Origin of the sequence: Herbaspirillum sp. Sphag64, assembly GCF_014192645.1 — a bacterium.
Taxonomy (GTDB): Bacteria; Pseudomonadota; Gammaproteobacteria; order Burkholderiales; family Burkholderiaceae_D; genus Herbaspirillum.
The window spans coordinates 72,306-98,794 of record NZ_JACHYE010000013.1 but is presented as its reverse complement, the minus strand read 5'-3'; the positions used below and the strand labels follow the sequence as shown (position 1 = coordinate 98,794).

General features: G+C 54.0%; 21 protein-coding genes and 2 pseudogenes. 7 read left to right on the top strand and 16 right to left on the bottom strand.

Features of this window, described 5'->3' with window-relative positions; genetic code table 11:
- Positions 1-679 precede the first annotated feature (679 nt).
- Positions 680-1,447 carry a hypothetical protein gene (locus FHW66_RS17580; protein WP_183381123.1) on the top strand — a complete coding sequence of 256 codons (768 nt, stop codon included), beginning with the start codon at positions 680-682 and terminating at the stop codon, positions 1,445-1,447.
- Between the two features lie 157 nt (positions 1,448-1,604).
- Here the strand turns inward: FHW66_RS17580 and FHW66_RS17575 are convergent, their stop codons facing one another.
- The gene (locus tag FHW66_RS17575; RefSeq protein ID WP_183381122.1) at positions 1,605-3,407 is read right to left on the bottom strand and encodes an RICIN domain-containing protein; all 1,803 of its coding nucleotides are present in this window, start codon (positions 3,405-3,407) and stop codon (positions 1,605-1,607) included.
- 228 nt (positions 3,408-3,635) lie between these two features.
- On the opposite strand from FHW66_RS17575, the pseudogene tnpB reads away from it, so the two are divergent.
- Positions 3,636-3,985: pseudogene (tnpB, locus tag FHW66_RS17570) on the top strand (IS66 family insertion sequence element accessory protein TnpB).
- Positions 3,986-4,288: 303 nt separating this feature from the next.
- Positions 4,289-4,402 (top strand): annotated as a pseudogene (locus FHW66_RS21275) (ESPR-type extended signal peptide-containing protein); the annotation flags it as partial.
- Between the two features lie 81 nt (positions 4,403-4,483).
- Here the strand turns inward: FHW66_RS21275 and FHW66_RS17565 are convergent.
- The gene (locus tag FHW66_RS17565) at positions 4,484-4,642 is read right to left on the bottom strand and encodes a hypothetical protein (RefSeq protein ID WP_183381132.1); all 159 of its coding nucleotides are present in this window, start codon (positions 4,640-4,642) and stop codon (positions 4,484-4,486) included.
- Between the two features lie 97 nt (positions 4,643-4,739).
- Here FHW66_RS17565 and FHW66_RS21270 point away from each other — a divergent pair, with 97 nt between their 5' ends.
- Together FHW66_RS21270 and FHW66_RS21265 are read left to right on the top strand one after the other, a co-directional pair.
- Positions 4,740-8,327: an autotransporter outer membrane beta-barrel domain-containing protein gene (locus FHW66_RS21270; protein WP_183381121.1), complete on the top strand. Its 3,588-nt coding sequence runs from the start codon at positions 4,740-4,742 to the stop codon at positions 8,325-8,327.
- 301 nt (positions 8,328-8,628) lie between these two features.
- Entirely contained in the window at positions 8,629-8,778 is a 150-nt protein-coding gene (locus FHW66_RS21265) for a hypothetical protein (protein ID WP_370543498.1), read from the top strand.
- A gap of 69 nt (positions 8,779-8,847) precedes the next feature.
- On the opposite strand, the gene FHW66_RS17550 is transcribed toward FHW66_RS21265, so the two are convergent.
- The 14 genes from FHW66_RS17550 to FHW66_RS17485 form a co-directional block, all read right to left on the bottom strand.
- A complete protein-coding gene (locus FHW66_RS17550; RefSeq protein WP_183381119.1) occupies positions 8,848-9,756 on the bottom strand; it encodes a ParB/RepB/Spo0J family partition protein in 909 nt (302 codons plus the stop codon).
- 68 nt (positions 9,757-9,824) lie between these two features.
- On the bottom strand, positions 9,825-10,595 hold the full coding sequence (locus tag FHW66_RS17545; protein ID WP_183381118.1) for a ParA family protein: 771 nt from the start codon (positions 10,593-10,595) through the stop codon (positions 9,825-9,827).
- Between the two features lie 73 nt (positions 10,596-10,668).
- Complete coding sequence (leuE, locus tag FHW66_RS17540) at positions 10,669-11,301, bottom strand: leucine efflux protein LeuE (protein ID WP_183381117.1); 633 nt, start codon at positions 11,299-11,301, stop codon at positions 10,669-10,671.
- A 38-nt stretch (positions 11,302-11,339) separates the two neighbouring features.
- A complete protein-coding gene (locus tag FHW66_RS17535) occupies positions 11,340-11,909 on the bottom strand; it encodes a lipocalin family protein (protein WP_183381116.1) in 570 nt (189 codons plus the stop codon).
- Positions 11,910-12,569: a 16S rRNA (guanine(527)-N(7))-methyltransferase RsmG gene (gene rsmG / locus FHW66_RS17530; protein ID WP_183381115.1), complete on the bottom strand. Its 660-nt coding sequence runs from the start codon at positions 12,567-12,569 to the stop codon at positions 11,910-11,912. It lies immediately after the preceding gene.
- A 3-nt stretch (positions 12,570-12,572) separates the two neighbouring features.
- A complete protein-coding gene (gene mnmG, locus FHW66_RS17525) occupies positions 12,573-14,498 on the bottom strand; it encodes a tRNA uridine-5-carboxymethylaminomethyl(34) synthesis enzyme MnmG (protein WP_183381114.1) in 1,926 nt (641 codons plus the stop codon).
- Positions 14,499-14,706: 208 nt separating this feature from the next.
- Positions 14,707-15,480 carry a TSUP family transporter gene (locus tag FHW66_RS17520; protein ID WP_183381113.1) on the bottom strand — a complete coding sequence of 258 codons (774 nt, stop codon included), beginning with the start codon at positions 15,478-15,480 and terminating at the stop codon, positions 14,707-14,709.
- A 172-nt stretch (positions 15,481-15,652) separates the two neighbouring features.
- On the bottom strand, positions 15,653-16,642 hold the full coding sequence (locus FHW66_RS17515; protein ID WP_183381112.1) for a branched-chain amino acid ABC transporter permease: 990 nt from the start codon (positions 16,640-16,642) through the stop codon (positions 15,653-15,655).
- A 10-nt stretch (positions 16,643-16,652) separates the two neighbouring features.
- Positions 16,653-17,537: a branched-chain amino acid ABC transporter permease gene (locus FHW66_RS17510; RefSeq protein WP_183381111.1), complete on the bottom strand. Its 885-nt coding sequence runs from the start codon at positions 17,535-17,537 to the stop codon at positions 16,653-16,655.
- A 237-nt stretch (positions 17,538-17,774) separates the two neighbouring features.
- Positions 17,775-18,995, bottom strand: coding sequence for an ABC transporter substrate-binding protein (locus FHW66_RS17505; RefSeq protein ID WP_183381110.1), 1,221 nt, complete (start codon positions 18,993-18,995; stop codon positions 17,775-17,777).
- Positions 18,996-19,101: 106 nt separating this feature from the next.
- Positions 19,102-19,863, bottom strand: a complete 762-nt coding sequence (locus tag FHW66_RS17500) for an ABC transporter ATP-binding protein (protein WP_183381109.1) — start codon at positions 19,861-19,863, stop codon at positions 19,102-19,104.
- Positions 19,863-20,633, bottom strand: coding sequence for an ABC transporter ATP-binding protein (locus tag FHW66_RS17495; RefSeq protein WP_183381108.1), 771 nt, complete (start codon positions 20,631-20,633; stop codon positions 19,863-19,865). Before FHW66_RS17495 ends, FHW66_RS17500 begins: the two co-directional genes overlap by 1 nt.
- 364 nt (positions 20,634-20,997) lie before the next feature.
- Positions 20,998-22,632 carry a GMC family oxidoreductase gene (locus FHW66_RS17490; RefSeq protein ID WP_183381107.1) on the bottom strand — a complete coding sequence of 545 codons (1,635 nt, stop codon included), beginning with the start codon at positions 22,630-22,632 and terminating at the stop codon, positions 20,998-21,000.
- Between the two features lie 91 nt (positions 22,633-22,723).
- Entirely contained in the window at positions 22,724-24,241 is a 1,518-nt protein-coding gene (locus tag FHW66_RS17485) for a CoA-acylating methylmalonate-semialdehyde dehydrogenase (protein ID WP_183381106.1), read from the bottom strand.
- Between the two features lie 252 nt (positions 24,242-24,493).
- Between FHW66_RS17485 and FHW66_RS17480 the strand changes: the two genes are divergently transcribed.
- Positions 24,494-25,372, top strand: a complete 879-nt coding sequence (locus FHW66_RS17480) for a LysR family transcriptional regulator (protein WP_183381105.1) — start codon at positions 24,494-24,496, stop codon at positions 25,370-25,372.
- Between the two features lie 421 nt (positions 25,373-25,793).
- Complete coding sequence (locus FHW66_RS17475; protein WP_183381104.1) at positions 25,794-26,108, top strand: 2Fe-2S iron-sulfur cluster-binding protein; 315 nt, start codon at positions 25,794-25,796, stop codon at positions 26,106-26,108.
- Positions 26,109-26,489: the final 381 nt, after the last annotated feature.

Sequence of the window (26,489 nt, the reverse complement as noted above, 5' to 3'; positions counted from 1 at the left end):
ATGCCTGCGCTGACATCGCGAGTGAGTTCAATGAAGTCAGCGAATTTTTCCTCGCGGCCGGGGCCGTGAATCCAGCGGAAATCTTCGTGATGAGGGGGGATGTTTTTTTGGTCGGACGTGTTGGTGCGAGGCATCTACAACTCCTTGTGCGAAAAATGAACCGCGCCCCGCTCTCAAACGGGGTGGGCGGCAAATGGCAAGGTTGAGAGACCGGTGCACAAGGAACCCGGCAGGCCGAAGCCTCCCTACCATTGCCGCCCATTGAAGGTGCGACATGGTACAGACGAAAAAAACCGCCAAGGGAGGCGGTTGTCCGCCTTGTGCAAATCGAGCTCTCATACTCGGTCTCCTCTTTTTTGGAGACGCAGGAAGTATTCACTTTCTGCGTGTAACACGTCAAGCGATTTTCTCGCGCAACGTGCTATCGCTTGCGTTGCAGCTTGCCCACAGCGGGTGTTTTTGCTTCGGAACAATCCCATCGGTAACGCTGTTTTTGGGTCTGACAAGTCAGATTTTTTCTTCATGTGCTTAAGACCAGGCTGAAACTGGCTTTTCGATGTTCCGGCGCTTGATTGGCTCTATAAAATCCCGTCTCGTTACCTGATTCTCCGCTCCTTGCGGGCCAATATAGATCTTCTGATCCGGCCCATTCTCATATCAATTACGCCATCAACTATTCATGAAAAAACACCCTTCCCTATTGGTCGCGTTGCTGGCCTGTGTCATCGCACTAAGCGCTGGATGCGCGAGCACGCCGGAGCATGTGCCGCAAAAAGAAACCGCACGCGCTGATATTGAAAAGATCACCAAGGTCGATATTTTTTATCATCCAGCCGAGTATTCGGTCGTGGATGCGGGCGGGTCGTCATTGTCGGGGCTGGCTAGTTTCCTCGGTCCCATCGGCACGCTCGCGGGAGCAGCGCTGGATGCCGGTAGCAAATTGACTGTGGCAGAGCGGGCGACTGCGCGATCGAAGGAATTCACGGCCTTGATTGAGGATGCAGGGACTCCGGAAATCACCTTAATGCAGGCCGAGCGTCTGGCCGAGCGCATCAGAGAATCGGGCCGTGAAGTGCGTCTGATCAGCGTCAAGCGACCACTGGGCAAGATGAGCGCGATGGATGCAAGCGATCCGGAGGCCGCGACCGCCGATTACATGCCTGACCGTGCGCGGCTGGTCTTGCGTGTTACCCCTGGTTATCGCGCGGAGAGTGCGATGTCTTCGTTTCAGTCTGTCATGACCACTGCTTTTGTGTTGCGTGATGCGGAGGGCAAGCATCTGGTGTCCTACAGCCTGAGGAAGCAGGATAACGGTGAAACCTATATGGCTTATGAGGGCCTCAAGGAAGCTGCTGCGACGGCTGCTGCATCACTGCTCAAGGATGCGCTGGCGCAGGCTGATGACGTGTTTGTGATGACGTTTGATTTAGCGCCAGTGGCTCACTGAACCGGCTCTCGCTCATGACACCGCACCAACTGCGAGTGGCAGCGTAGGGAGGCGGTCCTCTATCTTTTGACGCACAGCATGGGGTACTTGCTCTTCTTTCTCTTTCAGACGGGCGATACCAGGTGATTTTCCTTGCTGGTATCGCCTGACAAACTGATTACCAGGCAATACAAGGCAACGTATCCAGAAAATTATGTTCGCGTAAATATTGCCAGTTGTCATTGCTGTTTTTACCTTCGGGGAAAGGATAGGCGTAGGCGTTATCTGTTTTGGCTTTGAAATATCTGCTGTTTTCAGGTGGGTACCGGTACCAGCCATGGCTGAGTTGCCACGATCGGTGGTGATTGTCCATATCGTAGCCAAACGAGGTATAGAGCCTGCTACCATCACCGTCCAGAAAACGATTGGTCGCTCTGTTACGCAACTGGACCATACCGTTCTCTAGCTTGATCGGCCACCATTGCTGGTACCCGCTGCCTGGCGTCGGGTCTCTCGTGTAGACGTGGCCATCGGCATCGCTATCAAGCACTCTGCCTGTGGCAGTTTGCTTGATGACGTACCAGGAGCTGAATTCTGGCCAACCCGGGTAGGCTTTTACAAATGTCCATAACTGGTAGGGATTTCCTATAGTCCACGGACGCATGTAGGCGTTGCCTTGGGGATCAGCATCGACGTTGTTATCGGTGCCTGAGACTTGCCGCAGGTTCCAATGGCTATCGGTGAGGAATGTGGTGATATAGATACTGTCTTTGCCACCAGCCTGTCCGGGTGTCAGGCACATGGGTTTTTGCGGTTGACCGTATTCTTCATAACGTTTATCGGGCAATTGCTCGAGGACACCTCCCTTCTCTTCCATTTCACTGATGGTGAGCTTTTTGTTGTCGTAGGTAACAATGTGTGCTTTTGCTTCGAAGGCGGCGCCTGTGCGGTAGACATTGACATTCCCAAAGAGGGGGTCGTCATGGTGTTCCTCCCTGGCGAACTGATGTTGATGCCCGACGAAAATTGCCAGCGGAGTATACGTATTCATAATGGCCCGGAACTGCAACCTTTCAGCGACGGTGGCCGTTCTCGAGAAGAAATCATTGTCTTGATGAAAATTGACAATGATTGCTGACATGCCACGCAATCTTGCCAGACGCATGTCTTCATGCAACCAGCTCAAGGACCGGTCTATCCAGATATAGCGGGCAGTCCAGCTCGTAAGCTCAACCCGATAGGTTGGATAGTTTTGCAATTGTACAAAATGAACGCCGTTGTAATCCCACGAGTAAGACATGCTGCCTGACCAATGCGCGCTGGAGGTCCGAACCCAATCCTTTGAGAAGTTACTGAGGCGATTGGCATACAGTCCCAGTTCGTAGTCCATTCTGGCGACAGAATTCATGGCACAACCGTTGGAGTCAAACCCAAAGTCTGGGTGAGTGCAATCACCGACGTTATTCTGATAGTCGTGATTACCCAGGCCAAAGTAATAGGGGAACCTCAGATTACCGTAGACGGAGATGACATTGTTCCAGGAGTCACTGCGTCCGAATTCTGTGACGTCGCCATTCATGATAGCGAACTCCACTCCGCTGTATTTGTTGAGTGCAGCGACCAGATTGCTATTGATTTTCCTCCACTCTGTGCCGTTTATCGATTCGCTGTTGGGATTGCCACCCGAGCTGAGTCGAAATGCCTGTGGATCTGCTATTACTGCAAACGTAAACGGTATGTCGGCGAGCGGTAAGGCGTTGGCTGGTCGTGGTGGCTCACCCATGTTGCTATTACCGTCTTGCTGCGGTGTGACACTCCGTGCGTTGATTGCGTCGATGACCTTAATGGCATCGATTGCAGGGTTTGCTTTGTCGGTATCAGCTGCGCAAGAAGTGCCACTGACAAGACAAAAAAGCACCAAGGTTATCGTTGCTGGGCGGTACCAAGATAGAGATTTTTTCGGTGTAGTGAAGGGTTGCATTTACTCGTCTCCAGATTGCAGACCGTGAGAGCAAAATACTTCCCGTTGGAGAAGGACTTTGCTGCCTCTGGCCAAGGTACCCGCGTTCGGATCGAGAATAGGTTGTTTAGTGGCGCTCAGTACCCCCCGCGTCAGGGGGGGCGCGCGTGGATGAATCAATTGCGTCGAGATGCTCTGTTATTGGAGTGAGTTCTTGTTGATGGTAAGCGTGACGCCAGCAACGTCGGTATGCCGGCGATGATTGAGATCGTCATCGCCGACGCGGCTGGCTTCACGGATATGCGCTGCGGCTTCAACGGCCTAGCAGCCAAGGTGGAGAGTGCCTTGCAAGACGATCCATTCAGTGGTCATGTCTTGCCTTCCGAGGACGACGCGGCAACGTCATCAAACTGCTGTGGTCCAGCGTGGACGGTCTGTGCCTGTTTGCCAAACGATTGGAACGTGGACGTTTCATCTGGCCACAGACCAGCGACGGGAAGGTTGATTTGACTGCGGCCCAGCTCTCCCGGCTTCTCCAAGGCATCTATTGGAAACACCCAGAACGCACCGCGCGCCCTATGCGTAACGGTCGAGGATGACAGCACCCGCACGCGGTGGAAATTGCCTTACGCTGCCATTGTGGATGATCAAGCCCCCCGTCCTGAACAGGCGCTGCAAGTACTGCCAATACGTGCTGAGATGCCCGTGTTCAAGCTTGATGACACCGCCAGCTTCACTGATAAGCATCTACGGGAACACATCGGTACGATTACCAAGATGAACACAAAGACTTATTCCCTCCCTTGCCACGCTGCGTGTGCTTGGCGGTGAGCATACGTGAGCGCTTTGACGGCAGAAGAGACTGCCGTTTTGCTGCTCGATTGTGCCACTGACGGAGTGTAATGGTGAATCGATATTGCTATCGTGTCATCTGGAATCATCCACTGCAGGTGAGCCAGGTCGTCTCCGAAAAGGTGCGATCAGGCAGAGGTACGGGCAGCCATAGCGGGAGCGTCAGGGCACCTGCGATCAGGCCGATAGGGCTGCGGCTATGGGTGGTGCTGGTCATCACTATCACGCTCAGCCTTGTAAGTGCCTTACCCGCCGTAGCCGACGACAATGGCGGCAATGGCGGCAATGGCGGCAATAACGGCGACTGGGAAGGCCGTGAGGGTATCAATGGCGGTACAGGTGGTGGCGGTGGCAGCGCTGGTAATGGTGGCTGGGGTAGTGCGAATGTGAGCAACGGAGAGCAATGGCTGTTACCTGGGTACCGGTGGTGGTGGTGGTGGTGGTGGTGGTGGTGGTGGTGGTGGTGGTGGTACCGGATTTGTCGGCTCCTCACTGACGAGTGTGGTTAGCACCATCTTGGGTGGTAATGGCGGTAACGGAGGTATTCCGGATGGTGCCAATCAGTCTGGTGCTGATGGCGGTGCAGGTGGCGGTGGCGGTGCGGGTGCTGCACTGTCGGGGTTTGGCAGTACCAGCACCCAGGCCAACATCGTTGGTGGCGCTGGCGGCAGTGGTGGCAATGGTGGCATTACTGCCAATGGTGTTCCTGCCTCAAATACTGCCGATGGCGCAGGGGGTGCGGGCGGAAGTGGTGTCAGTGGTTCCGGCTTTACTCTGACTAACTCGGGCAACATTACAGGCGGTAACGGCGGTCAAGCAGGTTTCAGCAACCCTAATCTTGGTGTGATGGGTGCCGGCGGTATCGGTGTGGTGGGGGGCAATCTGACGATCATCAACTCAGGCAGTATCAGTGGTGGTGTCGATGGAAACGGGAACCGCGCGGCCGCCATTAGCTTCACTGGTGGAATCAATCGTCTTGAGTTACAACGCGGTAGCAGCATCACCGGTCTCGTGATCGCCTCGGGGCTTAGTAATACCTTCGCGTTGGGCTCGCTCGACGCGAGCAATCAGGGGCAATTCAATGTCAGTCTGATTGGCTCGCAATACTTAGGCTTTAGTAACTTCCAGAAAACCGGTAACGGTACCTGGCAATTAACCGGTACCACCGCCACATCAACGCCATGGACCATTTACGATGACACCCTGATCATCAGCAGTGATGCGAACTTGGGCAGCACCGGCAACGCCCTCACGTTTGGTGCGGCTGGGGTCTACGTCGGCTCGACCATCAGTGGCGGTACCGGTCAACTGCAGGCAAACACTTCGTTGACCATGACGCGCGACATCGTGCTCAACGGTGACGCCATCATCGGAGCCAGCAGCGGTGCTACCTTGACCAGTACCGGTGCCATCAGCGGCAGTGGCAGCTTGACCGTCAATGCTGCCGGCGCCACGCTGGCGCTCAGTGGCAGCGCCAGTCGCAGCACTGGTGGCTTGACGCTGGCAGCAGGTACCCTGGGCTTGTCCTCGGGTGCTACGGTAACGGTCTCAGGGGCCTATACGCAGGCTGCAGACACGACGCTCGACATCAATCTCAGTGGTAGTACAGGAGCGGTCATCACTGCCAATACCGCGAGTCTGAACGGCACCTTGACTGTGAGTAACTATACGTTTGGTACGGCACCATCGAGCGTGAGCCAACTCGCTAATGCAGACTATATCCTGATTGCGACAAATGCTGGCATCAGCGGCAATTTTACGTCTGCTCCTGCCGAGGCCGTAGCCGGTTACGACTACCTGCGCGCAGGTGGCATGGTAAAGGGTAACAATTATGTGATGGGTCTGAGTCTTGCCTGGGATGCGCTGACGAACCCTAGTGGTAACTTCACGCTCAACAATGGCAATTTCAACGTGGATCAAGTGCTCGGCAATCGCGCCGATGGTGGTAATGATCTGGTCAAATCTGGCACCGGCACACTGACGCTGTCGGCTAACAATATCTATACCGGTAGTACTACCGTCAATGCGGGTGGTCTGGTATTGAGCGGTGCGGGCAATATCAGCAACAGCAGCGCACTGATCATCAATGGTGGCACCGTCGATGTCTCTGGGGTGAACGGCAACAGCACGCTGATCAATAATCTGAGCGGGGCTGCGGGCAGCACCGTGACGTTGGGTAACACTGCGTTGACCATCAACAATATAGTCGACACCTCCTTTGCGGGCAACATCCAAGGTACCGGAACGTTGATCAAAAGCGGCGCAGCAAGCTTTGCCATTGTGGGTACCAGCAGTCTCGGCAACATTGGCGCGGTGGTCATTAACCAAGGTACGCTGGATGTCTCTGGGGTCAGCAGCGGCAGCACGCTGATCAATAATCTGAGCGGGGTTGCGGGCAGTACCGTGACGTTGGGTAGCACCGCACTGACCGTCAACAATACGGTCGATACCGCCTATGCAGGGGACATTCATGGTACAGGCACACTGACCAAGACCGGGGCGGCTGCGCTCACCCTCACGGGCAATATGGCCTACACTGGCGAGACCATCCTCACTGCAGGCAAACTGATACTCGATGGTTCCGCTGGTGGTGCGCAACTGAGCGGTGATGTGATCGGGCAGCCCGGTAGCAGCTTAGCACTGATCAATGGTGCGCGTCTGACTGGTTCGATTGATCCGGTCAATAGCAGTATCGATGCATCCAGTACCTGGAACATGACCGCACCCTCCGTGGTGGCCAACATGGCGCTGGCGGGCATAATCAACTTTGCGGCACCGCCCCAGCCAATGACGACTGGCCGCACGCTGACTGCCAGCAATTGGACAGGCCAGGGCGGCACCGTCAATTTGTACGCGGTACTGAGCAACAATGCGTCAGTCATTGATCAGATCGTCATTAATGGCGGCACTGCCAGTGGCAATACCAACTTGCACATCATCAACATTGGCGGACAGGGTGCGCAAACCACGGGTAGCGGTATCAAGGTGGTCGATACCATCAATAACGCCAGCACTAGCGCCACCGCCTTTACGCTGGCGGGCCCGTTGTATGCGGGCGCCTATCAATACAACTTGCAGCGTGGTAGTGGCGACAGCTCGCAAGACTGGTTCCTGGTCAGCAAAGTACGTGCCGAAACAAGTTTGTACAGCAGCATCGACAATCAAGGCGCGCGTTATGCAAGCGTGGTCGCTGGCAGTTTGATCGAACGCATGGGTGCACTCACCGCATTGGAGAGAAAAACCGAGCCCTATGCCTGGGGACGTCTGTTCAGGCTGACTGACGATCAGGCGGCGAGCAGTCGTTCGGTCGGCCAACAAGCCGACATAAGCGGGGTGCAGGTCGGCAGCGATGTGCTTGTGGAGGCAAGCGATGCCAGGCGCGATAGTGTCGGGGTGTACTTCGCCAGCGGACAAAGTGTTGCCAATGTCAATGGCTATGGCGGTAGCGATAGTGGCCAGACCGTAACCGGCCAAAATACTATACATGGTTACAGTTTGGGTGCTTACCTTACCCGGCTCGAAAGTGATGGTGGTTATCTGGATATGGTATTTCAGACAACCTGGTATGAAGTCAGTGAAGCCTCGGTCAATCATCTGACGGCATCGACCCGAGGCTTGGGCGTATTGGGATCGGCCGAAATTGGTCAGGCGTTTGATCTGGGTGACGGCCGAAAATTGGAGCTACAGGGACAGTTAGGATTGCAGAGCGTCAAACTGCGCGGCTTTGCGCTCGATGCCGAGACCGACGTGAGCATGGATGCCCGCATCAATGTCGCATCCCGTCTGGGGCTGCGACTGTCAAAAACAGAGCTGCCGGATCAACATGGCAATGATGCCGTGGTGTGGCTGGGCTTGGATTTATTGAACAACAGCGGTCCGGCATCGACAACGCATTTCATCACATCGAATACCTCCGATGTCGAATTTTCCAACAAGCTTCCCGGCACTCGCGTGGCCATCTCGGCCGGTGCCGATGGCCAGATCAGCAAGAATCTCATGGTCAACGTGCGGGTCAATGCAGAAACCAGTATCGATGCCTCGCACAGCAAGAGCTACGGCTTGCAGGTCGGGATCAAGCTGGCGTTTTGAGCTTGCCCTCATGGTCGTGCCGATCAGACAAGCAAAGCGAGCAGGCCAGCGGACGGCCCGACCAAGTCTAACCGTGAAAGAATTTGATATCTCCGGCTAATGCGCTGTTGATAATAGTGTCGTGCACATGCGTGCTGTCGGCCCTGGCCGTGCTCTGCGGTTTTTGCCGAGATTCTGGTGTACCTGATGCAGGCCAGCGGCAATCCACTTTTGCGGTGCCGGGTTCGATGCGATTCCTCGTGGCCAGATTGTCTCGTAAATTGGTCCTTCTGAAGCAGGCAAAACGACGCTGCTGCGTTGCGTGAATTTTTTGGAAGCGGATGACGAGGGCGAAGTAATGATCAAGGGGCAGTTGCTTGGTTATCACTCTCACTGTCGCGCCCCCAAAGATCGAGATAGTGGGAAACGCATTGCGGAAGTGCGTCGCTACGTCGACATGGTGTTTCAGTAATTCAATTTGTGGCCGCATATCAGTATAACTATTCGGCAGCAACAGCAGTGCAAGGGGTCATCAAGGCTGTCAGGACTCCACCGCCTCACCGCGCAAACGCGTAATCACACCATCGAGCGCATCCAGATCGGCGAAGTTGATGATGAGCTGACCACGGTTCTTGGCGCCGGTCTTGATCGATACCTGGGTCGCCAGAATGTCGGAAAGCTCTTCTTCCAGACGGGCGATGTCGCGTGATTTTTCCTTGCTGGCATCGCGTGGTTTGCTGGCGGCAGATTGCTCGGCGCTGGTGCGTACGACCAGCTTTTCTGCTTCGCGAACCGACATGCGCTTGGCGACGATCTGGTTTGCCAGATTGATCTGGGTTGCCGAATCAACGGCCAGCAAGGAGCGCGCATGGCCCATGTCGATATCGCCGGCCATGAGCATGGTTTGTACTGGCTTGGCCAGATTGAGCAAACGCAGCAGATTGGAGACGGCACTGCGCGAGCGTCCGACGGCAACGGCGGCTTGCTCGTGGGTGAAGTTGAAGTCGGTGATGAGGCGGTGAATACCTTGCGCTTCTTCAAGCGGGTTGAGGTCTTCACGCTGCATGTTTTCGATCAGCGCCATGGCGGCGGTGGTTTGATCGTCGACGTTCTTGACCAGTACCGGGACTTCGGTCAGGCCAGCAATCTTGGCGGCGCGGAAGCGACGTTCACCGGCGATGATTTCGTAGCGGTCGCGACCTTCGTGGGTGCCGATCTGGCGGATCAGGATCGGTTGCAGCAAGCCCTGTTCCTTGATTGAGGCGGCCAGCTCATTGAGTGCGCCTTCATCCATGCGGCTGCGTGGCTGGTATTTACCGGCCTGCAGTTCGGTGACGGCCATGATCGATGGCGAACCAGCGACCACTGGCACATCGTCCGTGATGTCGGAAGAGCTGCCGAGCAAGGCGTCGAGTCCACGGCCGAGGCCTTTTGATTTTTTGATTGCCATCTTGATTTACCTGCCTGTTCTTTAATTGCTCAATGACTGAATATCTCTTGATCTTTGCTGCTGCCTGCTTACAGCGTCTTGATGCGTTCGACCATCTCGGCACCGAAGGCGATGTAGGCCTGTGCGCCCTTGGACGACTCGTCAAAATTGACGCCCGGCATGCCGTAGGACGGTGCTTCTGCCAGCCGCACATTGCGCGGGATGACGGTCTTGAATACCTTGTCGCCGAAGTGTTGCTCGAGCTGGTCAGAGACCTGTTGCGAGAGCGTCATGCGAGGGTCGAACATGACCCGCAGCAGACCGATGATCTTGAGATCGGGATTGAGTTTGGCGTGCACCTTCTTGATCGTGTTGACCAGGTCCGACAAGCCTTCCAGTGCGTAGTATTCGCATTGCATCGGGATCACCACACCGTGGGCCGAACAGAGGCCGTTCAAGGTCAGCAGGGAGAGCGCTGGCGGGCAGTCGATGAGGATGAAGTCGTATTCATCCTGGACGGCGGCAAAGGCGTCTTTGAGGCGCTTTTCACGGTTTTCCAGTTCGACCATTTCAACTTCGGCACCGGCCAACTCACGGTTGGCAGGCAGTACGTCGAAGTTACCGCTTTCCGAGCGCTTGCGTACCGATTTGATATCGGCAATGCCGAGCAGGACCTGATAGATGGAGCCTTGCAGATCGGACTTGTTGATGCCGGAACCCATGGTGGCGTTGCCTTGCGGGTCAAGGTCGGCGAGCAATACGCGCTGGTTGTGCTGGGCCAGACCAGCGGCGAGGTTGACTGCTGTGGTGGTTTTGCCGACGCCGCCTTTTTGATTCGCAACGCAAAAGATTTTAGCCATGAATTCGTCTAGTAAATGAAACGTTGGTGGGCCATGAAAATGGAAATGCTACTGCTATTGCACGGATACTCAATTATTGCGTCCCCAGCTTGAGACCGAACAGGATCAGAAAAATCCCTGCTGTGCGGGTCGCCAGTTTGCCGAGCCGACGGTGATGCGACAAGCGCTTGGCCGCTGTGTTGCCGGCAAAGACCAGCAAGCTGCCATAGAGGAAGGTGCAGGTGCAGATGACGCTGCCCATGACGATGAAGGTGAGCGCGCCCTTTTGTGTCACCGGGTCGATGAACAGCGGGAAGAAGGCCATGTAAAAGACGATCGCCTTGGGGTTCATCAAGGTGACGAAAAAACTGCGACGAAAGTCAGTACGGGTCGATCCTGAGGTGTCCTGAACCAAGCCTTTACTGCGTGCAAACAGGAGTCGGCAACCGAGATAGGCCAGATAGACCGCGCCAATGTACTGCACTGCCTTGAACAGCAAGGGATTGGCATGCAACATGGCGGCTACGCCTATGGCGGCAAGGAACATCAAGACGATATCACCCATCATCAAGCCGATGACGGCGATAAAGCCGCCGCGCAAACCTTGTCTGGCCGAGCAGGTCAGGATGCAGAAGGTGCCCGGTCCCGGCAGCATCAAAAAGATGGCGGTGGCTGCGATCAATTGCCAGACATTGGTAATGCCGATGGCGTGGAATAAGGCTTGCATGGTGGTCTCCTTCTTACGCTGAAGTGTTTTGAGCAGCGTTACTGTAAGGTCTTTACCAGTCGGGCAGTATCAAACCCTTGTCTGGTGGCGTTGTTGACGGCGGCTTCGTACTGCGCCTCCGAGACAGTTGGCGTGCGCGACAGGATCCATAGATAGTCTCGCGACGGTGTGCCAACGGTGACGAGGGAGTAGTCGGCATCGAGACTGATAATCCAGTAGTCACCCCAGACCAGCGGCAGCCATGACAGCCAGCCCGGTGCAAAGCGCACCTGCAGCTTGGCATTATTGGTACCGGGGACAACTTTTGCGAGCCCGACGGCTTCATCGGTCTTGCCATCTTCGACCTTGCAGCGATTGACGACATCGATATTGCCATCACTGCGGGGCTTGTACTCAGCGCTGACATCGGCGAGGCATTTCTTCTGGAAGCTGTTAGGGAAGCGTGCAATCTCGTACCACTTGCCGGCGTAGCGTTGGAGATCTACCGATGCGACGGTGGTGACTTCCTGTGCCTGAGTATGCTGTGGTGCCAGTGTAGCGGCAACCAGCAGCAGCGCACTCAAGACGGTGGAAGTACCAGTGACAACGCAACGCGGCAGGTTCAGCATTCAAGACCTCTCGATAAAGATCAGATGGCGTTCTGCATCCAGACCAGGGACGTGCAACGGTTGAGTGTGGCTGACCTTCCAGCCCACCGGCAGGCGTGCGATTTCGTCTTCCGGCATGACGCCTTTCATGGCGATGTAGCGACCATTGGGTGATAACAGGTGGTTGGACCAGGTGATGAAATCATTGAGCTCGGCAAAAGCGCGGGAGGTGATGACATCAAAATCCTGCTCTACTTTCAGCTGCTCCACGCGGGCGGTATAAACCGAAATATTGCCTAATTGCAACTCTGCTTTGGCCTGGGTCAGAAATGCCGTTTTCTTGTGCACGGTATCAATCATCGAAACGCGCATTTCAGGATAAACCTCTGCTGCCCAGATGGCCAGCACGATTCCCGGCAAACCACCACCGGCACCGACGTCAAGGACATTCCTGGCGTCTGCGAAGGCAGATACTGCTGCCAGTGAATCCAACAAATGATGCGTCATCATTTGCGCCGGATCGCGTAGCGCAGTCAGGTTGTAGGTACGGTTCCACTTGGCCATCAGGGTCAGATAGGCCAGCAGCTTGTGTTGCTGCTGGTCGCTCAGGCTCAGACCGAGTGCTTCGGCACCGCTACGTAAGGTCGCGGCGAGGGCTTCGTTGTTCGGAGTTGCGCTCAAGATTCAGGCTGCCTTGTTATCAGTGGTGGCAACCTTGAGGCCGCCTTTTTTCAGATGTACCAGCAGCAGCGAAATTGCCGCCGGTGTAATACCGGCAATCCGCGACGCCTGACCGAGCGTCTCTGGCTTGTGCTTGTTGAGCTTTTGGCGGACTTCAATCGACAGGGCTTTGACTTCCATGTAATCGAGATCGGCTGGCAAACGGAGGTTTTCGTTATGATCCTGACGGCTGATTTCCTTGGCCTGACGATCGATGTAACCGGCGTACTTGACCTGGATTTCGACCTGCTCGCGCACCGCATCATCGGTCACACCGGGGCCAGCCAAGGTTTGACCATCGCTAGCGGTCAGCGTCATCAGGCTGTCGTAGTTGACGTTGGGGCGGCGCAGCAGATCGATCAGGTTATATTCATGCTCGATGGCTTTGCCCAATACACGCTCTGCCTCGGCAGCGGGCAAAAGGCGTGGATTGACCCAGGTCGATTTGAGGCGTTCCATTTCACGTGCAACGGCTTCGCGCTTCTTCTCAAAGACTTCCCATTGGGCGTCGCTGACGCAACCGAGCTGGCGACCGATTTCGGTCAGCCGCAAGTCGGCATTGTCTTCGCGCAGACTCAGGCGATATTCGGCGCGGCTGGTGAACATGCGGTAAGGCTCTTGCACACCTTGCGTGATGAGGTCGTCGACCAGTACGCCGAGATAGGCTTCATCGCGGCGCGGAGTCCAGCTCTCGCGGCCCTGTGTTTGCAAGGCGGCGTTGATACCGGCCAGCATCCCTTGGGCGGCCGCTTCTTCGTAGCCGGTGGTGCCATTGATCTGGCCGGCAAAGAACAGCCCCTGAATCTGACGGGTTTCCAGCGAGGACTTCAAACCACGTGGATCAAAGTAGTCGTATTCGATGGCGTAACCGGGGCGCAGAATGTGCGCGTTTTCCATGCCACGCATGGAGCGTACCAGCGCCAGTTGCACATCGAATGGCAAGCTGGTGGAGATACCGTTGGGATAAAACTCGTTGGTGGTGAGACCTTCCGGCTCCAGATAAATCTGGTGTGAATCCTTGCCAGCGAAACGGTGAATCTTGTCTTCAATCGACGGGCAATAGCGTGGACCAACACCTTCAATCACGCCGGTGTACATCGGGCTACGGTCAAGGCCGGCACGGATGATGTCGTGTGTCTGGATATTGGTATGGGTGATCCAGCATGGCATCTGGCGTGGATGCATGGCAGCATTGCCCATGACCGAGAACACTGGCACCGGATCGAGGTCGCCCGGCTGCTCTTCGAGGATAGAAAAGTCGATACTGCGACCATCAATACGCGGTGGCGTCCCCGTTTTGAGACGACCTTGCGGCAGCTTCAATTCTTTCAGACGTGCCGACAAGGAGATCGCTGGTGGATCACCGGCACGGCCAGCGGCGTAGTTATTGAGACCCACGTGAATCTTCCCGTCGAGGAAGGTACCCGCCGTCAGCACCACTGCCCTGCCCTGAAACTGGATACCGGTTTGCGTAACAGCACCGATCACGCGATCACCTTCGACCATCAGGTCATCGACCGCCTGCTGGAACAGCCACAGGTTGGGTTGGTTTTCAAGACGGGAGCGAATCGCTTGCTTGTACAGGATACGGTCAGCTTGTGCGCGCGTGGCACGGACTGCCGGGCCCTTGGAGGAATTCAGAATACGGAATTGGATACCAGCTTCATCGGTCGCAATCGCCATTGCCCCACCCATGGCATCAACTTCCTTGACCAGATGACCCTTGCCGATTCCGCCGATGGACGGGTTGCAAGACATCTGACCGAGGGTCTCGATATTGTGGCTCAACAGTAAAGTCTTCTGCCCCATGCGGGCAGCTGCCAATGCAGCTTCGGTACCGGCGTGACCACCGCCGACGACGATGACATCAAATTGTGTGGGAAATAGCATAATGCGCCTCGTGGAGACGGTGAACAGAGGCGAGATTATAAAGTCTTTTTGGATGCCCTACCCCGACCCAGTCTGACTATTCATCGTTTCCGTTGGATTTTTGTTTCACGTGAAACAAAAAGAGGAGGCTTCCGCCTCCCCTTCTTTCCTTACCAACAACACGGATACTTGATTGTTTCACGTGAAACAATCATCACCCCCGTTACTTTTACTTTAGGAATGCGTCATAGGTCGTCTTGATGATCAATGCCGACACCACAAACAAAAACAGCTTTCGCACAAAACTGCTGCCATGTTTGATCGCTAGTCGGGTACCAACCAGCGAGCCTGCAATATTGAACACTGCCATCAACAAACCCAACTGCAGGATTACATGACCGCTGTAACCGAACCAGACCAATGCGGCCAGATTGGTCGCAATGTTCACGATCTTTGATACTGCCGACGCACGCAGGAAGTCGAAGCCAAATACACGCACAAACAGGAATACTAGACAGCTACCGGTACCAGGACCAAACACACCGTCGTAGAAACCGACCCCGGCACCAATCAGAATCGCGAACAACCTTTCCTTGCTGCCAGACAACAGGGGTGCATGCGTCTGACCGAAGTCTTTCTTCTTCAAGGTATAAACCGCCACCGCAACCAACACAAACGGCAAGGCCTTGCGAATCAACTCGGTGGGAATATGGGTCACTACATAGGCACCTGAAAAGGACAGTACAAATGCTGCCATCGCTGCCGGCACTGCTGCTCGCCATTCAATCCGCACGCGCCGGGCAAAGTTGATCGCTGCTGCGCTGGTACCCATGACACCAGCGACTTTATTAGTTCCCAACAGGGTTGCAGGTACTGCCGTCGGAAACACCGAGAACAAGGTGGGAATCAGTACCAACCCTCCTCCACCGACGACGGCATCGACCAGTCCGGCGACGAAGGCACCGAGGCAGAGAATGAGGTAATTGGAAAGCAGATCAGGCATGGAAATCTTCTTTGGAAAATAAAAATGCGGCCGAAGCCGCATGGTGTCAGATAACGGAAGCTAGATATTTTACTCTTGCTCCATTGCATACAGAACCATCACTACCTCCAAAAAAACAAAACCGCCGGATGGTTTCCCATGCCGGCGGTGAGCAGTTTCAAATGAGCGCTATTCAGTGTGCGGTTGAGGTTTTCCGCTTGGCAAAGTGAATGATTTCACCGACGATACCTCGCCGGAATGCCAGCACGCAGACGATGAAGATGAAACCTGTCACGATCGTGACCGAATCGCCCAGCGTGGTGAACCAGTCGATGTGGGTGACACTGGCAAGCCAGTTACCGATATCACCAAGTTTGTTCTCCAGCATGACGATGATCACGGCGCCAACAATCGGCCCCATGATCGTGCCCAGACCACCAACCAGCGTCATCAGCACCACCAGACCAGACATGCTCCAGTGGACATCGGTCAGCGTCTCAAAACCCAGCACCAGCGCCTTGGTGGAACCGGCCAAACCGGTCAGCGCGGCGGACAATACAAAGGCCAGCAGCTTGTAGCGATCGATGTCGTAGCCCAGCGAGATAGCGCGTGGTTCGTTCTCCTTGATGGCCTTCAATACCTGACCAAACGGCGAATGGATGATGCGCACAATCAGTGCCAGTGCAGCGACAAAGATGGCCAGCACGACATAGTAAAGCGTGATGTCGCTGCCCAGATCCAGAAAGCCCAGCAGGCGACCACGTGGAATCCCCTGCAACCCGTCTTCTCCACCGGTAAAGGGTGCTTGCAGCGCCACGAAGTACAACATCTGTGCCAGTGCCAGGGTGATCATGGTGAAGTAAATCCCCTGCCGGCGAATCGCCAGCAAGCCCATCACCAGACCAATCAAGGCACCAGTCAATGTACCCAGTACCAAGCCCAGTTCAGTTGGCAGGCCCCACAGCTTCAGCGACTGTCCGGCAACATAACCAGCCGCGCCGAAGAAAGCAGCATGTCCAAATGACAACAGTCCGGTATAGCCGATCAAGAGATTGAATGCGCACGCAAACAAGGCGAAGCACAACATCTTCATCAGGAACACCGGGTACAGACCGAATGGTGCCAGCAAGGCCAGCACCAGCAGTACGGCCAGAGCAATTTTTTTATTGAGGGAGTTATTCATGTGCTTCACCTTATTTCTCTTTGCCGAACAGACCAGCAGGACGAATCATCAGCACAATCGCCATGATGATGAAGACCACGGTAGCCGACAGTTCAGGATAAAACACGCGGGTCAGACCTTCGATCACGCCGAGCGCCAGACCAGTGACAATCGAGCCGAGGATCGAGCCCATGCCACCAATGACCACCACGGCAAAGACGACGATGATGAGGTTCGAACCCATCAACGGCGACACCTGAATTACCGGTGCTGCCAGCACGCCTGCAAAAGCAGCCAGCGCTACGCCAAAGCCATAGGTCAATGTCACCATCAGTGGCACGTTGATACCGAAGGCTTCCACCAGCTTGGGGTTTTCCGTGCCGGCACGCAGGTAGGCACCGAGTCGGGTTTTTTCGATCACGAACCAGGTCGAGAAGCACACCGTCAGCGAGGCCACCACGACCCAGGCGCGATAATTCGGCAGAATCATGAAGCCCAGATTGGTCGCCCCCTGCAAGGCGTCTGGCACCGAATACGGTTGACCTGACACGCCGTAGATTGAGCGGAAGATGCCCTCTACCATCAGCGTGATACCAAATGTCAGCAGCAGACCATATAAGTGATCAAGCTTGTAAAGCCAGCGCAGCATGGTCTTTTCGATAATGATGCCAAACAGGCCGACAATCAGCGGTGCCAGAATCAGCATGAGCCAGTAATTGATGCCGAAGTAAGACAGCCCGATCCAGGCGGTAAACGCACCCAGCATGTACAGCGTGCCGTGGGCAAAGTTGATGACGTTGAGCAGGCCGAAGATCACCGCCAGTCCCAGCGACAACATCGCATAGAACGAGCCGTTCACCAGACCCAGCAATAGCTGACTCAACAAGGCTTGCAGAGGGATGCCGAATAATTCCATAGAAACTCATTCACTCAGATTGACCGGCAAGCCAGATGGCTCGGCCGGTTTTACCAATGCTGACAACAAAAATCTGCCATTCCCGCCGAAACAGAAATGACAGACTCTTGGCAGCATGCGCACTGGCATATTCAATGACCGGAAATCAGTGGCTTCGCTAACGGGACACTAAGCTTGGCTGAAGTGAACTCAGGTACGAGCTCAGGTCCAAGCTCAGTATCAAGCTGACGTCGCTGCTTATTTCCAGGCCGCGCACTTGGACTCGGCCTTGGTGGTCCATGCCTGTTCGCCAGGAATGGTTTGCACCAGCTTGTAGTAGTCCCATGGATACTTAGACTCGGCCGGAGTCTTCACCTGATACAGATACATATCATGGACAACGCGACCGTCAGCACGGAGATAGCCGTTCTTCTGGAACACATCGTTAAACTTGGTCTTGCGCAACTGTGCCATGACCTTGTCCGAATCGGTGGAATTGACAGCCTTCACCGCTTGCAGATATTGCAACGCTGCAGAGTAGTCAGCGGCTTGCAGGCTTGATGGCATCTTCTTGTTCTTCTCGAAGTAGCGCTTGGCGAACTTACGGGTCTCTTCATTGGTATCCCAGTACCAGCTGTCGGTCAGGTACATACCCTGCGTCAACTTGGGAGTGAGCGAGTGAATGTCGTTGATGAATACCAGCAGCCCTGCCAGTTTGGCGGTACGCGTGATACCGAACTCGTTGGCGGCCTTGACCGAGTTGATGAAGTCACCACCGGCGTTGGCCAGACCAATGATCTGTGCCTTGGAGGTCTGTGCCTGCAACAGGAAGGACGAGAAGTCCGATGCGCCCAGCGGATGCTTGACCGAACCGATCACGGTGCCGCCAGAGGCCTTCACAACATTGCTGGTATCGCTTTCCAGGGAGTGACCAAAAGCATAGTCAGCCGTCAGGAAAAACCAGCTCTTGCCACCCTGCTTGACTACTGCAGAACCGGTACCTTTGGCCAGCGCGACGGTGTCGTAGGCATAGTGCACGGTGTAAGGCGAGCATTCTTCATTCGTCAGACGGGCTGAACCGGCACCGTTTTCAAAGAAGACGCGCTTCTTTTCAGAAGCCACCTTGGCCATTGCCAAGGCAGTACCGGAATTGGTACCACCAATAATGGTGTTGACGCCTTGCTGATCGAACCATTCACGGGCGCGGCTGGCAGCAACGTCTGCCTTGTTTTGATGGTCAGCGACCAGCAGTTCGATTTTCTTGCCGTTGATGGCACCGCCCATATCGGCGATGGCAAACTTGATTGCTTCGGCGCCGCCTTGCCCATCAATATCGGAGTACACACCGGAAATGTCGGTAATAAAACCGATCTTGATCGCATCTCCAGCGATCTGTGCGGAAGCCGACGTCGCCAACGTTGCCAGTGCAAAGCCTGCAACGACCGTCGAGACAGCGCGTGACATAGTCCTTAATTTCATTTTCATCTCCTTTGTTATGACTTACGACTACCCGTTACCCGATCAACACCAGCGATGCCGATGCACTCCACTGATTGGGCAAGGTTCGCGGTTTTACAGCAATCTTTTAAACGCCAAGCAGCTCGTTGAGTTTCTGGGTCTTTGATTCCAGCTCGGCAGCGGCAAACGATTCGACAATCTGTCCATGCTCCATCACATAGAATCGGTCCGCCAGCGGCGCAGCAAAGCGGAAATTCTGCTCCACCATCACAATCGTGTAACCCTTGGCCTTGAGCGTGGTGATCATGCGGGCCAGTGTCTGCACAATCACGGGAGCCAGACCTTCAGAAATTTCATCGAGCAGCAGCAAACGGGCACCGGTCCGCAGGATACGCGCCACCGCCAGCATCTGCTGTTCGCCGCCAGACAGACGTGTGCCCTGGCTGTTACGGCGTTCTTTGAGATTGGGAAACATGTCGTAGATTTCTTCGATCGACATGCCCTTGTCTGTTTTGGAGACGGAGGGTGGCAGCAGCAGGTTTTCTTCCGTCGACAGCGACGAAAAAATGCCACGCTCTTCGGGGCAATACCCCACGGCCTGATGCGCAATCTTGTAGGTCGGCATGGCGATGGTTTCGACGCCATTGATCTTGATCGAACCACGGCGTGCGCCGACCAAACCCATGATCGAACGCAGTGTTGTGGTACGACCGGCGCCATTGCGTCCCAGCAAAGTGACGACCTCACCCTTGTTCACCGTCAGATCAACGTTGTGCAGAATATGCGATTCACCGTACCAGGATTGCAGCTGGGAGATCTCCAGCGCAGGTGTCACTGCTGATTGACTTGTGGTCTTGCCAGCAGCGGCGTCCAATGTCGCTGTGCTCATTAATGTGCTCCTTGCAACTCAGTCGCTGTGGTGCCCATATAGGCTTCCATCACTTGCGGATTCTTCGATACCTGTTCATAAGTGCCTTCGGCAAGCAGCGCACCACGTTGCAGCACGCTGATACGGTCACAAATGCCGGAAATCACCGCCATGTTGTGCTCCACCATCAGAATCGTGCGACCGGCTGACACCTTCTTGATCAGTGCTGTGACACGATCCACATCTTCGTGGCCCATGCCTTGGGTTGGCTCATCGAGCAGCATCAGTTCAGGTTCCATCGCCAGCGTGGTGGCAATTTCGAGTGCGCGCTTGCGACCGTACGGCAAATCGACAGTGATGGTATCGGCAAAGCTGGCTAGATCGACCTCTTCCAGCAAGGCCATGGCACGGTCATTAAGTTGCGACAGGCTGCTGCCGCTCTTCCAGAAATGAAAAGAGGTACCCAGGCTGCGTTGCAAACCGATCCGCACGTTTTCCATCACGCTCAGATGTGGAAATACCGCAGAAATCTGAAACGAACGAATGATACCGCTGCGCGCAATCTGTGCTGGTGGTGCCATCGTGATGTCACGGCCATTGAACAGAATCTGCCCGGAGCTGGGTACCAGAAATTTGGTCAACAGATTGAAACAGGTTGTCTTGCCAGCACCGTTCGGGCCGATCAAGGCATGAATATGGCCTCGCTGAATTTGCAGGTTGACCTTGCTGACGGCGGTAAAACCCTTGAATTCCTTCGTCAGGTTTTTTGTCTCCAGAATGACATCTGTCATAGTGTCTCTTAGGTGTCTCTTGTCATTTTTCCCATGAATACCATGCACTTGTCACGGTGCCTGGCCCCTGAGCCATCCGCCCTGCTCTACTGGCATTATCTGGCGGCAACTCTACTGTGGTGCATGAGTCTTTATTTTTATTATTGTCGGTCTGCTGATGTTCGTATGTTCATATGATCTTTCTATGAAGTTCATATTATGAAGTTCATATTTGTCCTAAATATGAACAAACTACCTGTCAGCAGGTCCGATATCTGGCGCATAGTAGCCGAGTCATTTCATTCATACAATACGTATAAACACCGTATCTGACCAGATCTTTCTACATCTCAAAAATAGGTGGTTCATCAACTGAAGTCCTTTATCAAGCCTGCTTCTGACGCGCTTTCCGGATCAATTCTGCGGTCTTTTCGGCAATCATCACGGTCGGCGAATTGGTATTGCCGGAGGTAATTGTCGGCATCACGGAAGCGTCTACCACCCGTAGCTGGCCAACACCGCGTACCCGTAATTGCGTGTCGACAACGGCCAGCAGATCGTCTTCCCGGCCCATCTTGCAGGTACCAACTGGATGAAAAATGGTGGTGCCGATATCACCGGCAGCCTGGATCAACTCATCTTCATTCTGGAATTGCAGACCTGGTTTGTATTCTTCAGGCCGATATTTTTTCAGTGCTGGCGCGTTGGCGATATTGCGTGTCAATTTCAGGGAATCAACGGCCACCTTGCGATCAGCCTCGGTGCTCAGATAATTAAGCGTTATTTTTGGTGCAATAGCAGCGTCAGCAGAACTCAGACGGACATGGCCACGTGAGCTTGGTCGCAAATTGCAGACGCTGGCAGTAAAGGCCGGAAACGGATGCAAGGGTTCGCCAAATTTCTCTAGCGACAGCGGCTGCACGTGATATTCCAGATTGGCGCTAGCCTGTGCGCTGTCCGATTTGGCAAACACACCCAACTGCGACGGCGCCATCGACATCGGTCCACTCTGCCGCAACGCATATTCCATGCCGATCTTCATCTTGCCAAACCAGTTATTAGCCATCTTGTTGAGGGTCTTGACGCCTTCCACCTTGTAGGCTGTACGCAACTGCAAATGATCTTGCAGGTTCTCGCCGACACCGGGCAAATCATGTTGCACCTGTATCTGATGTTGCTGCAGCAACGCTGCCGGGCCAATCCCCGAAACCTGCAGCAGATGCGGAGAACCGACGGCACCAGCAGCGAGAATGGTTTCGCAAGTGGCTTCGGCGAACCATTCACGACCACCACCGGTAAATTCGACACCGACGCACACTGGCCCTGTCTCGGTTTGCTGGATACGCAGCCGTTTAACGTGGGAACCGGTCATGATCTCCAGATTCCCGGTTTTCATCGCAGGTCGTAAAAATGCCTTGGAGGCGTTCCAGCGTATGCCGCGTTTTTGATTGACATCAAAATAGGCACTGCCCTCATTATCGCCACGGTTGAAGTCATCAATCTTGGGGATGCCAACCTGTGCTGCGGCATCCCTAAAGGCATCCAGAATTTCCCAGGACAAGCGCTGCTTTTCCACCCGCCATTCGCCACCTCTTCCATGAAACGCGTTGGCTCCACCGTGGTAATCCTCACTCTTCTTAAACCATGGCAGAACCTGATCCCAGCGCCAGCTTTCATCACCCGTCAATTGCGCCCATTCGTCATAATCACGTGCCTGACCACGCATGTAGATCATGCCGTTGATCGACGAACAGCCGCCGAGCACCTTGCCGCGCGGGTAAATGAGACTACGCCCGTTGAGGCCGCGATCGGCTTCGCTGCGGAACAGCCAGTCGGTACGCGGGTTGTTGATGCAATAGAGGTAACCGACCGGAATATGGATCCAGATGTAATCGTCCTTGGCACCAGCTTCCAGTAGGAGAACCTTGACATCACGCTCCGCACTGAGACGATTGGCCAGCACACAGCCAGCAGTACCGGCACCGATAATGATGTAATCGTATTGTCCTGCTGACTCCATGTTGTCTCCGTGCTGAAACACACATCCCGACTGATGCCGGGATGCTGGGTGTTATTCGTTATTGTTGATTGTTATTGTGTTGGGTCCGGTTTTACTTTGCTACCGGCATTGTGAATTCTGCACCCTTGCCAATGGTGGCGGACCAACGCTGCATGATCGACTTGTAACGGGTATAGAACTTGATGCCTTCCTCACCATAGGCATGCGTGTCGCCAAATAGTGAGCGCTTCCAGCCGCCAAAGGAATGCCACGCCATCGGCACGGGAATCGGTACATTGATACCGACCATGCCAACCTGGATCCGGCGCGAAAATTCATGTGCTGTATTGCCATCAGCCGTGAACAGCGATACGCCATTGCCATATTCATGCGCATTGATCAGCCGCACTGCTTCGGCAAAATCAGGGACCCGCACAATACACAGCACCGGGCCAAAAATCTCTTCCTTATATATCGTCATGTCAGGTGTGACGTGATCAAACAAGGTACCACCAACAAAGAAACCCTTCTCATTGCCCGGCACCACATGGCCACGACCATCAACCAGCAGCTTGGCACCAGCGGCGACGCCTGCATCGATATAGCCTTCCACTTTGGCTTTATGGGCAGCAGTAACCAAAGGCCCCATTTCGGCATCGGCTTCCATACCGTTCTTGATTTTCAACGCCTTTACGCGTGGAATCAGCGCGTCAACCAGCTTGTCCGCCACACTACCTACGGCCACCGCAACCGAAATTGCCATGCAACGCTCACCAGCCGAACCATACGCTGCACCAATAAGCGCATCCACAGCCTGCTCCAGATTCGCGTCTGGCATCACTACCAGATGATTCTTGGCACCACCCAATGCTTGTGCACGCAGTGGATAAGTCCCGGCACGCTTGCTGGCTTCGCTGTAAATATATTCAGCAATCGGGGTCGAACCGACAAATGACACCGCCTGCACCTCAGGATGGTGCAGCAGCGCGTCGACGGCAACCTTGTCACCCTGCACCACGTTGAAGACACCATCAGGCAACCCGGCGCGTTTAAACAGCTCAGCCAGCATCAACGATGGCGATGGATCGCGTTCGGATGGCTTGAGAATGAAGCTGTTACCGGTAGCAATGGCCAGCGGCGCCATCCACAGCGGCACCATCACCGGAAAATTGAACGGCGTAATACCGGCTGTCACCCCCAACGGCTGACGCAAATTCCAGTTGTCGATACCACCACCGATGTTGTCAGTGAACTGCGTCTTCAGCAGTTGCGGCACGCCACAGGCAAATTCCACGATTTCCAGACCGCGGGTGACTTCGCCCTTGGCGTCCGAAAACACCTTGCCGTGCTCGCGGGTAATCGCCGCGGCCAGGTCATCATGATGTTGCTCAATCAGCTCCTTGAACTTGAACAGTACCCGCGCCCGCTTCAACGGTGCCGTTTCGGCCCAGTCAGGTGCGGCCGCACTGGCTGCAGCAACCGCAGCATTGACTTCCGCAACAGAGCCCAGCACCACCTGATTGACTACTTCGCCAGTGGCCGGATTGAACACATCTTGCTGCCGTTCGCTTGTGGAGGGAGTGATACGACCATTGATGAAATGCTGAATCGGTGAATGTGGGCTAGTCATAAGTTTTCCTTTGGTGATATTGGATGTTGAAAGTGTGTTATTCGCTCAACATAGTCACTCTTAGAGAGATACTCCTCCTTATATGACGATTTGTCGGCGGTTTTTCATGACATTTCAGAGGATATAACCGACTCAGGACAGAATCCAATCAGTTATTATCAATAGCAATATAATAAAAACTTATAAACACAAATGTGTTTTATTTTAAAGTTATAAATAACGTCATTTAAAAGAACTTTTCAATATTTAGGTATGGATTTAACACTTTTACGTGCATTTGTCACAGTTGCCAGAGAAGGAAATCTGACCCGTGCCGCCACCAGTTTGCACCTGACGCAACCGGCAGTGAGCTTGCAGATCAAGACCTTGCAGGAGCGACTCGATCTGCAATTGTTCGTACGCACGAATGCCGGCATGCGGCTGACCAATGAAGGTTCTAAATTATTGCCACTGGCAGAACGCCAGCTGCAACTACTGCAAGAGTTCCGCCAACATGCTGCCGCCTTGCATCAGCTTGATCAACTAAGGGGAACACTTTCAATTGGTACCATCCTTGATCCTGAATTCATCCGCCTCGGTGCCTTTCTGAAGCATCTGGTCGAACGTTATCCCCAGTTGTCCACACAACTTCAACACCATATGTCGGGTTCGGTGTTGCAACAGGTCAAGGCAGGGGCCTTGGATGTCGGTTTTTATCTTGGCAATCCAGGCAAGGGCTTTCATAGCCTGACGCTGACCCATTTCACCTACAACGTGATTGCTCCAGCTGGCTGGAAGAGCCGGGTTGCCGGCAAAGGCTGGAAGGAATTAGCCCAATTACCCTGGATCTGGACGCCGCCGGAGTCTGCGCATCAACGCTTGCTCAGTAAAGTGTTTGCACAATACAAACTTACACCACAGACCGTAGCATTGGTAGACCAGGAGTCCTCCATGCTCGATCTGGTGAAATCCGGTGTTGGTTTGTCGCTGGCACGGGCCTCTATTGCATTAAATCAATCGCATGCGCATGGTCTGGTGATCGCTGATGCGGTTGATTTGTCGACGGAATTGTCTTTTATTTCCATGGAGAAACGCCAGCATGAACCTGCTATAGAGGCAGTCTTTGCCTTGATTGCCGATGTCTGGCGTTGATGGCGACGCTTTTTGCTGATTTTTGCTCTTTTTCTGTCTGCCGTGACGAAATAACGTGATGTTGGTTTTTAAATTAAAAGGTTATATATATACATAGTAGTAGTAGTTAACACAGGGTGTTTTCTGTGGATAACTTGGTAAACCGAAGTTGAATCAGATGTTTACGAAAATGATAAGTGCTTGGCAAGTCTTGTATAGTCAAAGAACAGTTCGGGGATAGAAAAACCGTTTGTGAACAAGTGCCAAGCTATCCCCAATTCACACCCAGGATATACAGAGAGTTATCCACAGGAGAAATCAAAAAATGGCTTTTTAGCCATTTTTTTCGTCTTTTTTCCGATTCACATCTTTATGTTCAGCAAATGAGTGATCGGAGAGAGAAGCTTTTAAACCGTCACCACAGCAAAACAGGGAAAAACTGATGGCACCACCCGTTCTCACCTCACAACATGGCTGGAAGGTACTGCTCCTGCCTTCAGGATTGCAATTTCATGCACAAGCGAACAAGTCTTTGGTGTTATCTGCACTGGATGCAGGGATTCGATTGCCAAATTCTTGTAGAAGTGGCGCTTGTCGAACCTGCCTGTGTCAATTGCGAAAAGGAAATATTCGTTATCTGATCGAATGGCCCGGTGTTACCCGGGAAGAAAAAGCAGAAGGTTGGATCTTGCCGTGTGTTGCCGTAGCGGAATCTGACTTGGTAGTGGAAGTACAAGATGTGCAGGTGTTGAAGTAGCTGAACGTGTGTGTGAATACACTCAGCCGGTTTTTGCTTTTTTAGTTCAGCCGATAGAAAAGTAGGGTTTTAGGTTTTAAATTAAATGTTTATATATAGAGATAGTAGTAGTAGTTAACACAGGGCCATTTCTGTGGATAAGTCGGTAAACCAATGCGCAATCAAGTGTTTACGAAAATGATAAGCCCTGAGTAAATTATGTATGACTGAAGAATAGTTCTTGGATAGAAATCGGCCATGTGGAAAAGTGTGATCATGTCCCCAAATCTTCCGCGACTTATTCACAAGCTTATCCACAGAAAAGCAAGGGCCTGACAGTGCTATCCAAAGCTGAGTATGACCAGTGCTGCAGGCAGCATCAGTGCTACGTCTTGCTGGTAG

What these genes read in the sequence shown, in the direction of transcription:
- FHW66_RS17580 (WP_183381123.1), top strand. Translation starts at nt 680, where the DNA reads ATGAAAAAACACCCTTCCCTATTGGTCGCGTTGCTGGCCTGTGTCATC.
- FHW66_RS17575 (WP_183381122.1), bottom strand. Translation starts at nt 3,407, where the DNA reads ATGCAACCCTTCACTACACCGAAAAAATCTCTATCTTGGTACCGCCCA.
- FHW66_RS17550 (WP_183381119.1), bottom strand. Translation starts at nt 9,756, where the DNA reads ATGGCAATCAAAAAATCAAAAGGCCTCGGCCGTGGACTCGACGCCTTG.
- FHW66_RS17545 (WP_183381118.1), bottom strand. Translation starts at nt 10,595, where the DNA reads ATGGCTAAAATCTTTTGCGTTGCGAATCAAAAAGGCGGCGTCGGCAAA.
- leuE (WP_183381117.1), bottom strand. Translation starts at nt 11,301, where the DNA reads ATGCAAGCCTTATTCCACGCCATCGGCATTACCAATGTCTGGCAATTG.
- FHW66_RS17535 (WP_183381116.1), bottom strand. Translation starts at nt 11,909, where the DNA reads ATGCTGAACCTGCCGCGTTGCGTTGTCACTGGTACTTCCACCGTCTTG.
- mnmG (WP_183381114.1), bottom strand. Translation starts at nt 14,498, where the DNA reads ATGCTATTTCCCACACAATTTGATGTCATCGTCGTCGGCGGTGGTCAC.
- FHW66_RS17520 (WP_183381113.1), bottom strand. Translation starts at nt 15,480, where the DNA reads ATGCCTGATCTGCTTTCCAATTACCTCATTCTCTGCCTCGGTGCCTTC.
- FHW66_RS17515 (WP_183381112.1), bottom strand. Translation starts at nt 16,642, where the DNA reads ATGAATAACTCCCTCAATAAAAAAATTGCTCTGGCCGTACTGCTGGTG.
- FHW66_RS17510 (WP_183381111.1), bottom strand. Translation starts at nt 17,537, where the DNA reads ATGGAATTATTCGGCATCCCTCTGCAAGCCTTGTTGAGTCAGCTATTG.
- FHW66_RS17505 (WP_183381110.1), bottom strand. Translation starts at nt 18,995, where the DNA reads ATGAAATTAAGGACTATGTCACGCGCTGTCTCGACGGTCGTTGCAGGC.
- FHW66_RS17500 (WP_183381109.1), bottom strand. Translation starts at nt 19,863, where the DNA reads ATGAGCACAGCGACATTGGACGCCGCTGCTGGCAAGACCACAAGTCAA.
- FHW66_RS17495 (WP_183381108.1), bottom strand. Translation starts at nt 20,633, where the DNA reads ATGACAGATGTCATTCTGGAGACAAAAAACCTGACGAAGGAATTCAAG.
- FHW66_RS17490 (WP_183381107.1), bottom strand. Translation starts at nt 22,632, where the DNA reads ATGGAGTCAGCAGGACAATACGATTACATCATTATCGGTGCCGGTACT.
- FHW66_RS17485 (WP_183381106.1), bottom strand. Translation starts at nt 24,241, where the DNA reads ATGACTAGCCCACATTCACCGATTCAGCATTTCATCAATGGTCGTATC.
- FHW66_RS17480 (WP_183381105.1), top strand. Translation starts at nt 24,494, where the DNA reads ATGGATTTAACACTTTTACGTGCATTTGTCACAGTTGCCAGAGAAGGA.
- FHW66_RS17475 (WP_183381104.1), top strand. Translation starts at nt 25,794, where the DNA reads ATGGCACCACCCGTTCTCACCTCACAACATGGCTGGAAGGTACTGCTC.